A 14,906-nucleotide genomic window follows, 5' to 3' on the forward strand; every position below is an offset into this window, starting at 1 on the left:
CTACTGTGGTTTACAAAAGGAAAACAGAGTACCGAAAAGCCAGGAGGAGCGTAGTGCCGTGAAAGTGGCACGCTACGTTTTGCATGGGAGGCTAGAGAAGTGATTCTTTGGTCGACCCCTAACAATGGAAATGCCGGGAGGCAGACTTGAACTGCCGACACGAGGATTTTCAGTCCTCTGCTCTACCACCTGAGCTATCCTGGCGAACGCTTTATTAATTGCGCTCAACAAATATAACAAATCTTTGCTACTAATTGCAAGCCTTAAAACAAAATTATTTTTAACAATGCCTGAATAAATGTTCATATATAATATGTATATCAATAAATGTACTGAGGTTAAAATCTTATGGCTACTGTGACATCTATGAAATGCGCTTGTGAAAAGTGTCTTTGTGTCGTTTCTTTAGAAGATGCGATCGCAAAAGACGGTAAATACTATTGTTGCGAAGCCTGTGCTAATGGTCATCCTAACGACCAAGACTGTCAACAGAAAGAATGTGGTTGTTCCTAAAATCCGATAGGCTAGTATCAGTATTTATTTTCTAGATAGTTTAATGTCAGCCATAGAAGTGCAACAAATTCCCCTTTGTCAGTCTAATCATGCCGTAGGTGAGGAAAAAGTTGATGATTTGCGGGAAAAAGCCTTAGATATTAACAAAGCGCAACGTATGGCTGAATTTTTCCGTTTATTGGGGGATAGTAACCGATTACGAATTTTGTCTTTATTGGCACAGCAAGAGCTATGTGTTTGCGATTTAGCTAATATGTTAGACATGAGTGAATCGGCTGTATCTCATCAGTTACGAACTTTGCGATCGCTAAGATTGGTAGGTTACCAAAAGCAAGGTAGAAGGGTTTATTATAGGTTGCTAGATCATCACGTGCTAGATTTATATCGCTCTGTAGCGGAACACTTAGAAGAAGTATGAACGATGCAATTAGCAAATAGCTGGGGTTAATTAGTCTCTCATGAAGAGCTTGAGAATAGATGCTCAAAGAGAGAAAATACTAAGTATTGTTGCGTATTTTATACTTAATGCTTAAATTGCTTACTCAAAATTCTACATCAAATAAAAAGCCTGTTAACTGGCAAGGATTGCTTGCTGATATTATTTTAACGGCTTTACTCAGTGGACCGATCGCTGCTCCTTTTTTGGCTAAATCGGGTCTTTTTCCGTTAAACTTTATTGCTAGCATCATCTATTTCATGGGAGGAGTTGTTTGTCCTCAACCAGAAATGAGTTTAATGATAGCATCTCCTAATTTAATGGCAGTATGTATGCGTTGCTATGGATTATTGTTAGCGTTACTTACTACTAGGCTGTTATATGCGCAAAATCGAGGTCAGGGTTGGTATTGGTTATCCCAGTATCGCTTTACAGGAGCAACAATTGCTAGTGTTTTAATCTGTGCTTATCTTGGAGAAATGTTAGCGCAAATATTTCAGTTATGGTCATACAATAATTGGATTGTCACTAGCTTTGGTTACGTTACTGGTTTGGGGATTGGTTTGTTTTTTGCGCCAGTTTTATATCGTGAATCACGCCATTAAGTAATTATTGGGCAGTAAATCAGTTTTTCTTGGATAGTTATGTCAACACGGGAGTGGAATATGCCGACTGACCGTCGGCATTTCCTCCCGTCAATTCTCGCGCATTAGCTGGGTAAACAATAAGTTATTTCCCATTCAAGAAAAATTTCCTAGTTTTGGGTAAATTAATGCTGATCGATAAAGTTTTATTTAAACAATATAAAATCATCGAAGAAATTGGCAGTGGTGCTTTCGGTAAGACATATATTGCGATTGATACTGCATTCCCAGGCTCACCCCGTCGAGTAGTCAAACACCTCTGTCCTAAAAATAGCGACCCTGAAAGTTTAGCAATAGCTAAAAGACTATTTAAAACTGAAGCTAAGGTTTTATCGCACTTGGGAGAACATGATCGCATACCCCGTCTTTTTTCTTATTTTGAAGAAGAGGGAGAGTTTTTTCTGGTACAGGAATTAGTTGAAGGTCAAGATTTAACTCAAGAATTTCAGCCAGGGAAAAGATGGAGCGAAGTCGAAACAATTAGATTTCTCCAAGAACTGCTAGAAATCTTATCTGTAGTACATCAAGAAAATACAATTCATCGCGATCTCAAACCAGCTAATATCATGCGCCGTCAAAGAGATGGCAAATTAGTTTTAATTGACTTTGGTTTGGTTAAGGAGATTTTAAACGTAGATCGGCAAGAAACAAAAGCCGTATCATTATCAGTTGGCGTTGGCACACATTTTTATATGCCACCAGAACAAGCCATAGGAAGACCTGGAAAATATAGCGATGTCTATGCTGTAGGAATCTTAGGGATTCAGGCTCTTACAGGCTTGCCACCATCTAGAGAAATACCCCAAGATTCAGAACAATTAAAACAAATGTGGAACGACCTCAATATTGAAGTTAGTCCACAATTAAAATATGTTTTGGAGCGGATGGTAAATTTTCAATACAAGCAGAGATTTCCTGATGCTGTAGAAGCTCTCAAAGCACTAATCGTAACTGAAATTAAACCACTAGAAACACATTTAATTACTTCAGATACGAAAACAAGTAAATCTCCAAAGCTTAATCAATTAGTAACTGATGCTTTTAAATGGATACACAGTTGTTTCGCTACCATCATAACTATAGTCCCTTCTTCCTTTACTCCAGAAGTTATCGAGTATCACAATCCCAAACAGATTGACTCAACTATTCCGTTAACTAATCAATCTAGATTTTGGCAAAAATTACGATTATTATTGCTGATTGCGCTTAGCATTTCTGCTGTTAGTGTTATTTCGATTATATTAGTCAAAAAAATTGGCTTAAAATATGCACCATCTATACCTATAAATGGAAAAATTGTTCAAGACACTTTAGATGGTAAAAATACTTGTCAGGCTCTAATATTGGGGCAAGATTTTGCTTGTAAAGAATATAATTTTTCGAGTAAAGCTGGTCAACAAGTAACTATTGAGATGAATAGTGAGGATTTCGATCCTTATTTAGTTTTGCTTGCTCCTGATGGCAATAAATTAGCAGTTAACGGTGATATTTCTCCTCAAAATTGGAATGCCAAAATTGCCTTCGATTTAACCAGCAATGGCAATTATCTGGTGATGGCAAGGGTTTCTGCTGCTGGAGAAACGGGAAATTATAGTATTAAGATTATAGTTAAATGAAGTTGAGTTTTTGTTACTTATTCCGATGACAAAATCTTAGCAATTCTTAAGCTTTACAAAAATTTATATTTTTAGCAAAGTCTTGTTTTATATTGAGAGAAACAGATTATATGAGGAGCTAAATAAGTTTTAGATTCTGGTTAATCATGAAGTTTCAATTATTAATTTTTTCCCTTGCTGCGCTTTTCTTGACTGAATTAAGTAACATTTTGCCAACAAAGCAAGCCAAATCTTTTCCCATAGCGCAGGGAAATATTAGATTTGTTTGTAGTCAAAGTTACGATTCAATAAATAAAAAATATGTTCCTGCTACTTTGGCTTGGAATCCGCAGCACAAAAAGCCAATAGTTATTTGGCAAAATGAGGATTTTAGTGAGAGTGGATTTAATCCTCAGACTCGGTGCGAAGAAGTGTCGCCACGATTTCAAGAAGCTTACGATAATGGCAGCCTTAAGTATCTAACATACGGCACAATGAACGAACAACCCGTTATTTGTACTGCGCGTTTTCTTGGTGAGGACTGCGATACTCTAATAATAACATTGCGCCATCAAGATAATACTGAACAGACTTTGCAACAACTAAGCGATATTTTATTAGGCTATGCCGATGCTCCTTTGGAACAGAGTTCCGATGATTTAGTTAAAGTCGATAACAACAGAATTTATATAGAAGTAAATGTAGAAAATTTTTTAAGTCAACCGTAAGGAAAAAATTAAAGATAGTGTGACAACCTAAAATTTTTACTCTGCTAGGAAATTTTATTTGACAAAATTGCCATTGGAAGAAGTATTTAACTTTCTGGGAAAACTTCACTAGCAACTGAATGATCATGAATTCTCGTTACTTTTCTCTCATTTTATTTCTAACTTGCTGGCTGCCAGTCTCGGCAGTTTATCTTACTGTTGGTACTCCAAAATTAGCAGCACGGCAAATTCTCACTTCTCTATCTACCGAGAAGATTTTGGAAAAAGCGAAATCTATTACTGTTAAGGTAAAAGTAGGAAAAACCACAGGTAGTGGAGTTTTGATTGAGAGAAAGGGGCGGATTTACACAGTAATAACCAATCGTCATATTATCAATCGAGGCAAATCCTATCAAATTCAAACATCAGAAGGTAATTCTTACGAAGCGAAATTAATTACACTGGGGAACAAAAACGATCTTGCTGTTTTACAGTTTAACAGCGATCGCAGTTATGAAACCGCTTCTCTCAGTGGCTCATTTGACGAACAAGGCAATAAAGTTTTTGCGGTAGGTTTTCCTTTTAATACAGACAAAATAATATTAACTGCGGGTCAATTTTCTCTCAAACCGAAATCACCTTTGCAACATGGGTATCAATTGGGATACACGAGCCAGATTCAACCTGGAATGAGTGGAGGTCCGATCTTGAATTCTGTTGGAGAAGTAATTGGAATCAATGGCAGAAGTGCTAATCCAATTATTCCTAATTATCAATTTCAAGATGGTAGTTTTCCTAGTGAAGAGCAGCGACAGCAGATGATCGGTTTGAGTTGGGGCTTACCAATAGAAAACTTGGCGGAAGTTTTACCTTCAGTGGCTGCGACTCTTTCATCAGACTCTGATTTATCAGAAGTAAATGCTCAACAACCATCAGTTACAAATGAAGTTTCTCACAATGTAGAATCTCCTCAATCGCCAGAAGATGTTTCTGAAGCAGAAAAACCCCGAAAAATTCAGGGTATTCCCCGAAAAATTGAGAAAATTGCCCAGAAAATTACCGTCAGAATAGATAGTAATGGCGATAATGGTTCGGGAGTGATTTTTGCCAAAGATGGTGAAGAATATTATGTCGTAACAGCCAAGCACGTAGTCGATAAAGAACAGCCCTATCAAATCATTACTTCGGATGAAAAAACTTATGATGTTAAGCCAGAAGATATTACAAAGCTAAGTAATTCCGACCTTGCTATTGTAACTTTCAACAGCGATCGAGAATATGAGATAGCTGCTTTTTCTGATTACGAAATTGGTTTAAATCAAGAATTTTGGGTTTTTGTTTATGGTTGGGCAAAATCTTCGGCAAAACCACAACCACAATTAACTGCGGGCAAAGTAGTCGGCAGAGAAACTGGGATATTTGTCGTTAAAGACGATCTTTCTCTGACTGAAAAAAATGGTTATGAATTAGTTTATACAAATCTTTCCGAACGAGGAATGAGTGGTGGTGCAGTAATGGATACTAACGGTCGAGTGATTGGGATTCATACTTCGGCAGAAGGGGAAAGATATCGTTTGATAAATAAACTGCAATTAGGCTTTAGTTTGGGCATTCCCATAGCGACTTTCTTGGATTCTGACCAGCTAAAAACTTTGGTTAGGTTTCGTAATTTAGAAATACAAACGATTAAAGAAAGAGCCGATGTAGTCCCCTTTGCCAGACCCGAACTAAGCCAAGAAGATTTGAATTCTCTTTCTGCTGGCTTATTAAAATCTCCTAATAACAATAGTAGCGAAACTGAATGGGTTAATTATGGCAATCAACTCTGGCGATCTTCTCGTTATTCAGAAGCGGTTACAGCCTTCGAGCGAGCAATTGCTCAAAACACTAATTTTCACCAAGCTTATTATGGAAAAGGTTTGGCTTTGTCCGATCTCGGCAAAGAGCCTGAATCCGCAGCAGCTTTTCAACAAGCAATCGATTTAAAAGCTGATTTTTATCCTGCTTGGTATCGTCAATCTTTAAGTTTGTTAAGTCAAAAAAAATATTCCGCAGCGTTAACTTCTTTAGAGAATGCAATTGCTTTAAAGCCAGAAAATAAGGCTCTTTATGCCCTAAAAGGAGAAGCCTTAGAAAACTTGGCTCGCTATAATGATGCTATTGATTATTATAGTAGAGCGATCGCTACAGACAATAATCCTTTAGTCCTTGCCAGACGAGGTAACGTCTATCGAATATTGGAAAAATACGACTTGGCACTAAACGATTTTAATCGAGCAATTCAATTCGATCCGAGATACTTGGAAGGTTATATTAATCGCGGTTTAACTTATTATCAATTAGGCAATTATCAGCAGGCTTTAGCTAATTTTAATCACGTTCTTTATATAGATCGCCAAGTTCCTAAAGCTTTCCTGGCAAGGGGATTTGCCTACCAGCAGTTGGGCGAAAAAAATAGAGCTATTGCAGATTTTATGCGTGCTTTTCAACTCTTTATGCCAGAAAATAGCAACGAACAAATAGCAAATTATATTAATATCTCACCTTACAAGTATGGTCGAATTGCTATGGATTTTAATTATTTGATGCAACTAAATACTCAGGAAGGAAATATGGCTCTCGGTCAAGGTCTTATTCATCTCTTGTCAGGTAATAAACAACAAGCTATGGAAAGCTTTGAGGAAGCTAATCGGCTTTTTCGGACACAACAAAATGACTTTAGTTACCAATTGACTCGAAGGATAATATCACAGATTCAACAACAAGAACAACAAGCTAACAAATAAATCTCGTGTAGGCATTTTTGAGACGATTATTAAATAGAATAAATAGATAATAAATATTATGAAAATTAAATTGATAACAGCAATCTTATCATTATTTACTTTTGGTTTGCTTAATTCTGCATCGGCTGAGACAGATATTTCTCAGATGTCAGAAATAGATCGGCTGTGTGTCCAATTTCCTAAAAACTCTATTTGTGAAGACAAAGAATCTTATATCTCTTTAGAGAAATGGGAAAAACACAAAACCGTATGTTCTTTAGCTATAGAATGGAATAACCAAGAAAGAAAATGCAAACTTTTTGTAGAAGATAATGAGTTGATAATTTATGTTGAAAATGGAACAGTATATGAAGCTTTACCTAATATTTTAAAAACCGAAGTTATTAAAATTCCTCTTAATGATATTTTTACTTTTAATACTCAATGGTGGTTAGCAGATGTAACAGTAACCAATGCCAATAGTAATGATAATGGAACAGTAAGTACAGATCAAACAGTTAATCACTTTGCAGTCGGCTCATTTACTGACCTTAAAATCGGATTTATATCCGATCTTAATTCTTCGGAACATTCAACTGTCAAATTTATAACTGTATCTGCTAAAAATCTTCATCAAGTATTAGAACGGATGGAATCTTGGCGATATTATCTTCCCGATCTGGCTGCATTTGAGAAACATTTAAAACCAAAACCTATTAGCAGCAAGAATCAAGTAGATGTCTCCAAAAACATAGCCAAACTTGAAGATACTAATGAATGTCTCCATTGTGACCTAAGAAGTGCCGATCTAACGGGAATGAATCTAGAAAATGCCAATTTACAAGGAGCAAACTTACAAGGAGCCAACCTAGAAGAAGTTAACTTAGAGAAAGCTTATTTAATCGGAGCTAATCTAAATAAAACTAATTTAAATAGTGCAAATTTAGAAAATACTATTATGATGTTTGCTTCTTTGATCGAAGCCAGCTTAGTAGAAGCTGACTTAAAAGGGGCTAATTTACAAAACGCCAATCTAGAGAGTTCCGATTTGAGTGAGGCTCAACTTAAAGCTAATAAATTCAACGTTACTTATTTAAAAAATGCTAATTTAGAAGGTGCAAATTTAAGTAATGCCGATCTTAGATGCGCTAATTTACAGTCTGCTAGTCTCAAAAAAGCAAACTTAACTAATGTAGATTTAGGTTTATGTAAACATAGCTCAATAAGTAACTCGTTTGAATTATCATATTTAAGATTAAATGACCAAAACGTATCATATAGTTTTCTTAACGATCTGTTAAATGTAGCAGGACTTGCTATATGGATTACTGAAATGATTAAGAACCCTGCTGAAGCAATACTTACTCTATCAATTCCTAGGATAGACTATAGTCTCAGTAGTAATTTAAGTAATGCTAATTTTGATGGTGCGAATTTAACTAATGCCAACTTAAATAATGCTCAGTTAACGGATGCTAATTTAAGTAATGTAATTTTAGTAGATACTAAATTATCCGCTAACAATTTGAGTAATGCTAATTTTATTAACACTGACGTGAGCAAAGTTAACTTTAAGAATCCATTATTAATCTGCGAAGCGATGTTTTCTGATGATTCTATTTATGAAGAATATTGTCAAGAAGAAGAGGCTGCAAACAAACAATAGAAACTTAAGCTATTTCAGGCTCTCTCAAGATTTATTACAATTACCAATATCTATCAATGCCAACTGCTATCAGCCTATGGGTGCGGACACTTTTGGGAAAAAAAGGCAATAAGCGATCGCTTGCTCATTTGTCAACTGCTTTTACCGATCGAGAAAAGAGGATAGGGTAAAAGTCTTCATCATGGATCAGTCCTAAAGTTGTCTTAATCAGAATCTTGTTCTGGCTTAACCTAGCATCGTTATTCTTTGAGATACTGTCAAATTCTTCATGGCAATTGAAATGGAAGAATTAAGTTAAATTTTAAACACCATAAAAAAATGACTAATAATGTACGTTTTGCAATGTTTAATGCTTCCTTGAATCGCAGCGCAGAGGAAGAATTGATTGCAGACTTATCTACTCCTGAAAATTCTCAGGCGCAAGCAGTAGCGGAAATTATCCAACGCAATAACCCCGATGTGTTGTTACTCAATGAATTTGATTATGATTCGGCAGGAGAAGCGGTAGCACTGTTTCAAGAAAATTATTTAGCAGTTTCCCAGAATGGTACTGAAGCGGTTGAGTATCCTTATGTCTATCTTGCACCTTCTAATACGGGTATTCCTTCGGGATTGGATTTAGATAACGATGGCGCAACCGATGGCGCAGGTGATGCTTATGGTTTTGGTTTCCATCCTGGGCAATTTGGCATGGTTTTACTGTCAAAATATCCCATAGATACTGAAAATGTACGTACTTTTCAAAATTTTCTTTGGCAAGATATGCCTGGTGCGCTTTTACCAGACGATGCTACTACTGCTGAACCAAATGATTATTATTCGGCTGAAGAGTTAGAGGTATTTCGTTTATCTTCCAAGAGTCACTGGGATATTCCTGTAGAAATTGATGGTGAAATAGTTCACATTTTAGCGAGTCATCCCACACCACCCGTATTCGATGGAGAAGAAGATCGTAATGGCAGACGTAATCATGATGAAATCCGTCTTTGGGCAGATTATATTACTCCTGGTGAAGGTGATTATATATATGATGACGAAGGTAACTATGGTGGTTTAGCTACTGGTGCAAGATTTGTAATCGCAGGCGATCAAAATGCCGATCCTTTTGATGGTGACAGTACAGATAATGCGATTTTGCAACTTTTAGATAATTCTGTAGTCGCGCGTTCCTTTGCTGAGGAAACCTCAGCAGGTTCGCTCGTCAATACTTCTGTTACCCCTAGTAGTAAAGGTGGCATAGATGCAAGCGATCGCACTGGTAATATTAATGATACCCACATTGGCAACCCTGCTTTTGATACTGGGGATTTTAATGATGCAGGAGCAGGTAATTTAAGAGTAGATTACGTGTTACCTTCCCAGAATTTAGATATTACTGATGCGGGGGTATTTTGGACTACTGCTGATGATGAATTATTTCGTTTAATTGGGGATTTCGATCCAGAACTCTTGCCGATAGGATATCCTAGTTCTGACCATCGTTTAGTTTATGTAGATACAAATGTCATTACAGAAGATAGCGACAATAACCGCCAAACTGTTACCGATCTTGATTTTCTTGGGGAAGTAACCTTTGATACGGGTTCTACTTTCGCCGATACAGAAGTGGGCGGAATTTCGGGTTTAACTTATGATGCTGCTAATGAGGTTTATTATGCCTTATCAGATGACCGCAGTAACATAAATGATGCTCGCTTTTATACTGTGGGAATTGACTTAAGTGATGGTAGCTTGGATGAAGGTGATCTAGAATTTCAAGATGTCACAACCTTACTTAATTCTGGTGGTAGGGCTTTTGCTTCTTCTAGTCTCGATCCTGAAGGAATAGCTTTAATCAATAGAGGAACATTATTTATCTCCTCTGAAGGAGATGCTGATAATTTAGTCGATCCTTTTATTGGGGAATTCAGTTTAGGCGGACAAATTTTTGATGAATTAGCTCTTCCCGATAAGTTTTTACCTACAGCAGATCGAAGCAGTGGTATCCAGAATAATCAAGCATTTGAAAGTTTAACTATTACTCCCGATCAAAAATACCTCTTTACCGCCACAGAAAACCCTTTATACCAAGATGGAGAAGTTTCTTCTTTAGAATCAGGTAGTCCTGTCAGAATTTTACAGTACGATTTAGAGACTGGGGAAACAGTAGGCGAATTCTTATATGAAACCGAAGCGATTCCCGTACCTCCCGAACCAGAAGATGATTTTGCTGATAATGGTTTAGTAGAATTACTCGCAATTGATAACACTGGTACTTTACTCGCTTTAGAACGTTCTTTTGCTGCGGGAGTGGGTAACAATATTCGTCTCTACGAGATTAACTTACAAGGTGCGACAAATATTAGTAGTGTTGACGGTTTGTTAAATGAAGAGGGCGAACTGACAGATGTTGATGAGACAGTAGATAAAAGACTTTTACTCGATTTCAGTGACTTAGGAATTACTCTAGATAATAGTGAAGCGGTATCTTTTGGTGCAACTCTCCCCGATGGCAGACAGTCTCTCATAGTTACCAGTGACAATAACTTTAATGATGCCCAAAAGACACAATTTTTAGCCTTTGCAATTGATACAGAAACTACCCCTACAGTTACACCTGTTGCAGAAACCCCTCCAGAAATTAGATTCGGCGATCCAGATAACCCCGATCCGAACATTGCCCCAGATGCCGACGATCCTGCAATCTATGTTCATCCTGAAAACCCCGAAGAGAGTTTTGTCATTACTACTTTTAAAAATGGTGGTTTGCGAGTTTATGACTTAGCAGGGGAAGAATTACAAAGCATCACCCCCGAAAATATTCGCTACAACAATGTAGATATTGCTTACGGTGTAGAATACACCAATATGTTAGGAGAAACCAGTAATGTTGATTTAGCCATTGCTAGCGATCGCGCTAATGATACCCTAGCTATATATGCAATTAATCCGAACGTAGGGGCGAATGGCCATTCGCCCCTACCTGGAAACGAAATCTTAACTGATGTCACTGCTTTTGATATTCCCGAATCAATCTTTGGTGTGGATGATGGAGAAGCAACCGCTTATGGTTTGGCTACCTATACTAGCGTGGTAGATGGTAAAAATTATGTCTTTGTCTCCCAAGCCGATGGTAATAAAGTAGCTCAATTAGAAATCACTGCTGGTTTAGGTGCAGCCGATGGCTTAGAAGTTAGCGCAGAAGTAGTAAGAATCATTGATGTTCCCGTACCAGTCGGAGAAGAGGCGGAAGACTTCCAAGTAGAAGGGATGGTAGTAGATCGCGAAACGGGCGATCTTTATGTTGGACAAGAAGAATTTGGAATCTGGAAATATTCTGCCGAACCTAATGATAACCGCGAACCAATTTTGGTAGATACCGTTACCGAAGATACGGAGCTATCTCAAGTACCCTTTAGCAACCTGGTAGTATTTGGCGATAGTCTATCCGACACAGGTAATGTATCTAATGCTACCGAAGGCTTAATTCCTCCTTCTCCTCCCTATGGTTCAGGACGTTTTTCTAACGGAGATTTAATCGTAGATGCGATCGCCGAATCTTTAGAACTGCCAGAAAATGAATCTTTCCGCTTGGGGGGTAATAACTACGCTTTTGGCGCGGCGGAAACGGGAGAGGGTACTTCTGAGTTTGGTTTTCTGCTACCAGAACCAATAGATGTCCCCAATATCGGACAACAAATCGATCTTTATTTATCCGATCGCACTCCAACTGAAACAGATCTATTCTATGTCTATGGTGGCACTAATGATTTTGTTAGTCCACTGCTGCGGGGCGAAACTTTACCGACACCAGAATCAATTGTCGGAAATATTACTACTCATATTACAGAATTAGCCGAAGCGGGGGCGCAAACCTTTGTCATACCCAATTTGCCATCATTAGGCGATCTTCCTTTATTTTTAGAACAGCCAGAAGCAACCGCTATTCTCAATGACGTTACAGAAGAATTTAATCAGTTACTCGACACCGAACTAGATGCGATCGCCTCTGAGTTGGACGTTGAGGTTATCGAACCAGATGTTTACAGCATTGCTACGGAGATTCAAAATAATCCTGCTGATTTTGGTTTGTCGAATACAACTGATGCCTTTTTCAACCAAACCGATCCCATTTCTGATACAACCGATCTTTCTTTAACTGGTAATCCCGAAGAATTCTTTTTCTGGGATATTTTTCATCCTACTGCTACTGCAACGGAGATTATCGCCCAAGAAGTTATCGATGTTTTACCTAGTGGTGTTAATCAGTTTGAAGGGGAAACACCGCCCCTTGTTCCTGATGTCGAAGGTTTAACCATCTATTATGGTGAAGATGGTAACGGTTATTTACTGGCATCATCTCAGGGAGATAATACCTTTGCAATTTACGATCGCGCTGGTAGTAATTCTTACTTAGGCAACTTTGCTATTGAAGGAGTGGAAGAATCCGACGGTGCAGATATAACCAATGTACCTTTGGGGGATGATTATTCTGCGGGCTTATTAGTCGTACAAGATGGCTCAAATACTCCTGAAGTAGTTTTCCCCGATCCTGAAGATGGGGAAATTCAAAATTTCAACACTAATTTTAAATATGTTTCTCTAGCTGATTTTGCCGATATCTTCCCCAACTTACCTCCCTACGATCCTAATGCTTTCGATCCTCGCAATCCTGAAACCAGAACCCTAATTAATGGCGTTGCTAGCGGTGATACCACTCAAGATTCTACTGTGTTGTGGACGCGCAGCACTGTCTTAGGCAATGTCACTTTTGAATATGCTACCGATGCCGAATTTAACAACATTGTTGGCACAGTAGATGCAGAAGTTACCGATACTACCCTTCCTGTAAAAGTAGAGATCGGTGACTTAGAAGCAGGAACAGATTACTATTATCGCGTTACCGATGGTGCGGGAGACACCGAAACAGGAGAATTTACCACCTCTGCTGAACTTGGTACCTATAATGGTTTCCGCTTTGGTGCAACGGGAGATTGGCAACAAGCACCCCCTTATCCTTCTTTAGCTAACGCCGATGAAAGAAATTTAGAGTTATTTATCAAGCTAGGAGACACTATTTTCGCTGATGCAGAAACTCCTGCCCTTCCTGGGATTTCTCAAGCGCGAGAACTATCTGATTTCCGTACCAAACATGGGGAAATCTTAACCTCTCGTGTGGGTTTAAATACCGTTCCTGAAATTTACTCCTCTACTTCCATCCTCGCAACCATTGACGATCATGAAATCGTGAATAACTTTGCAGGTGGTGCTGCACCAGGGGATTCTCCCGACGCACCAGATATTGGTTCATCTGACGAACCTTTATTTACTGACGATGTAGAATTTGTTAACGATACGGCAGTTTATGAAAGTTCCTTGCAAGCTTATCAAGAGTATCATCCTCTGCAAGATCGCTTTTATGGTGAAACAGGAGATTTTCGTACTGCTAACGAACGTCAGCTATATCGTTACAATACCTACGGTAGCGATGCTGCGGTAATTATGCTGGATAGTCGTTCTTTCCGCGACGATCAACTCGATCCAGTAAATCCTAGCGATCCTAATGATACTACAAGATTCTTTGGTGAAGCTTTCGACCCCAATCGCACCCTTTTGGGAAGACAACAAGTAGCAGACTTAAAAGCAGATTTACTAGAAGCTGATGCTAATGGTATTACCTGGAAATTTATTACTATTCCCGAACCAATCCAAAACTTTGGCTTATTGGGTGCCGAAGATCGTTTTGAGGGTTATGCAGCCGAAAGAAACGAAATACTCCAATTCATTGATGAAAATGACATTGATAATGTAGTGTTTATGGCTGGTGACTTTCACGGCACAATAGTCAATAACCTCACTTACCAAACTACTCCTGGTGGTGAACAAATCGCCACTAATGCTTTTGAAATTGTAACTGGCCCTGCTGCTTTTAACGATGGTTTATTTGGTTCTACTGTAGCCGATCTCTCTTTGTCTGCTGGTTTAATTACCGAAGAACAAAAAGCATTTTACGATTCTCTTCCTATAGCTAGCGATTCAGATAGTGAAATTAATGACCGCGATGACTTTATCAAAAATCTACTTCAAGAACAAAGCACAGTTTTTGGTTACGATCCTGTGGGTTTGAATAATAACTTGGATATCGCTGAGGGAGCAATTGATGCAGAACTATTACAAGGTGATTATGTATCTACTCACACCTTTGGTTGGACAGAATTTGATATTAATGCCGAAACACAACAGCTAAAAGTAACTACCTACGGCGTAGATGCTTATTCTGAAGAAGAATTACTGACAAATCCAGACGCTATTATTAATTTAACTCCCACAGTGGTTAGCGAATTTGTGGTAAACCCTCAATAAGGTACCATACCAGAATCCACTGGCTTTAATAAAGTCTTTGGTACGGTTGAAGGCGATCGACTAGACATTACTGACTCACGGTTCGCTCAATTTAAAAATGGTCGAGCAAATAAAGACGATGAAATCAAGTCACAGTAATAATTAGAGCGATTGGAGTCAATTAGGAACTAGCTGGGGAACAAGATAAATCGATTCAGGAATGTTCATCAAATTTAAAATTTGTCTTTGAAGGGAATTC

Annotated in this window: 8 protein-coding genes and 1 tRNA gene; 8 read left to right on the forward strand and 1 reads right to left on the reverse strand. The window is 38.1% G+C overall.

The window, feature by feature from the left end:
• Positions 1 to 131 precede the first annotated feature (131 nt).
• Positions 132 to 204 (reverse strand) — tRNA-Phe (locus H1P_RS21940).
• A 144-nt stretch (positions 205 to 348) separates the two neighbouring features.
• On the opposite strand from H1P_RS21940, the gene H1P_RS21945 reads away from it, so the two are divergent.
• From H1P_RS21945 to H1P_RS21980, 8 genes are all read left to right on the forward strand, one after another.
• On the forward strand, positions 349 to 513 hold the full coding sequence (locus H1P_RS21945; protein ID WP_144871348.1) for a metallothionein: 165 nt from the start codon (positions 349 to 351) through the stop codon (positions 511 to 513).
• A 43-nt stretch (positions 514 to 556) separates the two neighbouring features.
• Positions 557 to 931, forward strand: coding sequence for an ArsR/SmtB family transcription factor (locus tag H1P_RS21950; RefSeq protein ID WP_144871350.1), 375 nt, complete (start codon positions 557 to 559; stop codon positions 929 to 931).
• A gap of 107 nt (positions 932 to 1,038) precedes the next feature.
• Entirely contained in the window at positions 1,039 to 1,554 is a 516-nt protein-coding gene (locus H1P_RS21955; RefSeq protein ID WP_144871352.1) for a DUF2085 domain-containing protein, read from the forward strand.
• Between the two features lie 167 nt (positions 1,555 to 1,721).
• A complete protein-coding gene (locus H1P_RS21960) occupies positions 1,722 to 3,209 on the forward strand; it encodes a protein kinase domain-containing protein (RefSeq protein ID WP_144871354.1) in 1,488 nt (495 codons plus the stop codon).
• Between the two features lie 146 nt (positions 3,210 to 3,355).
• The gene (locus H1P_RS21965; RefSeq protein WP_144871356.1) at positions 3,356 to 3,916 is read left to right on the forward strand and encodes a COP23 domain-containing protein; all 561 of its coding nucleotides are present in this window, start codon (positions 3,356 to 3,358) and stop codon (positions 3,914 to 3,916) included.
• Between the two features lie 125 nt (positions 3,917 to 4,041).
• Positions 4,042 to 6,681: a tetratricopeptide repeat-containing S1 family peptidase gene (locus tag H1P_RS21970; RefSeq protein WP_186376079.1), complete on the forward strand. Its 2,640-nt coding sequence runs from the start codon at positions 4,042 to 4,044 to the stop codon at positions 6,679 to 6,681.
• 58 nt (positions 6,682 to 6,739) lie between these two features.
• Positions 6,740 to 8,326, forward strand: coding sequence for a pentapeptide repeat-containing protein (locus tag H1P_RS21975; protein ID WP_144871360.1), 1,587 nt, complete (start codon positions 6,740 to 6,742; stop codon positions 8,324 to 8,326).
• A gap of 318 nt (positions 8,327 to 8,644) precedes the next feature.
• Positions 8,645 to 14,668 carry a phytase gene (locus H1P_RS21980; protein WP_144871362.1) on the forward strand — a complete coding sequence of 2,008 codons (6,024 nt, stop codon included), beginning with the start codon at positions 8,645 to 8,647 and terminating at the stop codon, positions 14,666 to 14,668.
• The last annotated feature ends 238 nt before the right edge of the window (positions 14,669 to 14,906 follow it).

Origin of the sequence: Hyella patelloides LEGE 07179 (genome assembly GCF_900659865.1) — a bacterium.
Classification (GTDB): domain Bacteria; phylum Cyanobacteriota; class Cyanobacteriia; order Cyanobacteriales; family Xenococcaceae; genus Hyella; species Hyella patelloides.

What these genes read in the sequence shown, in the direction of transcription:
- H1P_RS21945 (WP_144871348.1), top strand. Translation starts at nt 349, where the DNA reads ATGGCTACTGTGACATCTATGAAATGCGCTTGTGAAAAGTGTCTTTGT.
- H1P_RS21980 (WP_144871362.1), top strand. Translation starts at nt 8,645, where the DNA reads ATGACTAATAATGTACGTTTTGCAATGTTTAATGCTTCCTTGAATCGC.
- H1P_RS21970 (WP_186376079.1), top strand. Translation starts at nt 4,042, where the DNA reads ATGAATTCTCGTTACTTTTCTCTCATTTTATTTCTAACTTGCTGGCTG.
- H1P_RS21965 (WP_144871356.1), top strand. Translation starts at nt 3,356, where the DNA reads ATGAAGTTTCAATTATTAATTTTTTCCCTTGCTGCGCTTTTCTTGACT.
- H1P_RS21950 (WP_144871350.1), top strand. Translation starts at nt 557, where the DNA reads ATGTCAGCCATAGAAGTGCAACAAATTCCCCTTTGTCAGTCTAATCAT.
- H1P_RS21960 (WP_144871354.1), top strand. Translation starts at nt 1,722, where the DNA reads ATGCTGATCGATAAAGTTTTATTTAAACAATATAAAATCATCGAAGAA.
- H1P_RS21975 (WP_144871360.1), top strand. Translation starts at nt 6,740, where the DNA reads ATGAAAATTAAATTGATAACAGCAATCTTATCATTATTTACTTTTGGT.
- H1P_RS21955 (WP_144871352.1), top strand. Translation starts at nt 1,039, where the DNA reads ATGCTTAAATTGCTTACTCAAAATTCTACATCAAATAAAAAGCCTGTT.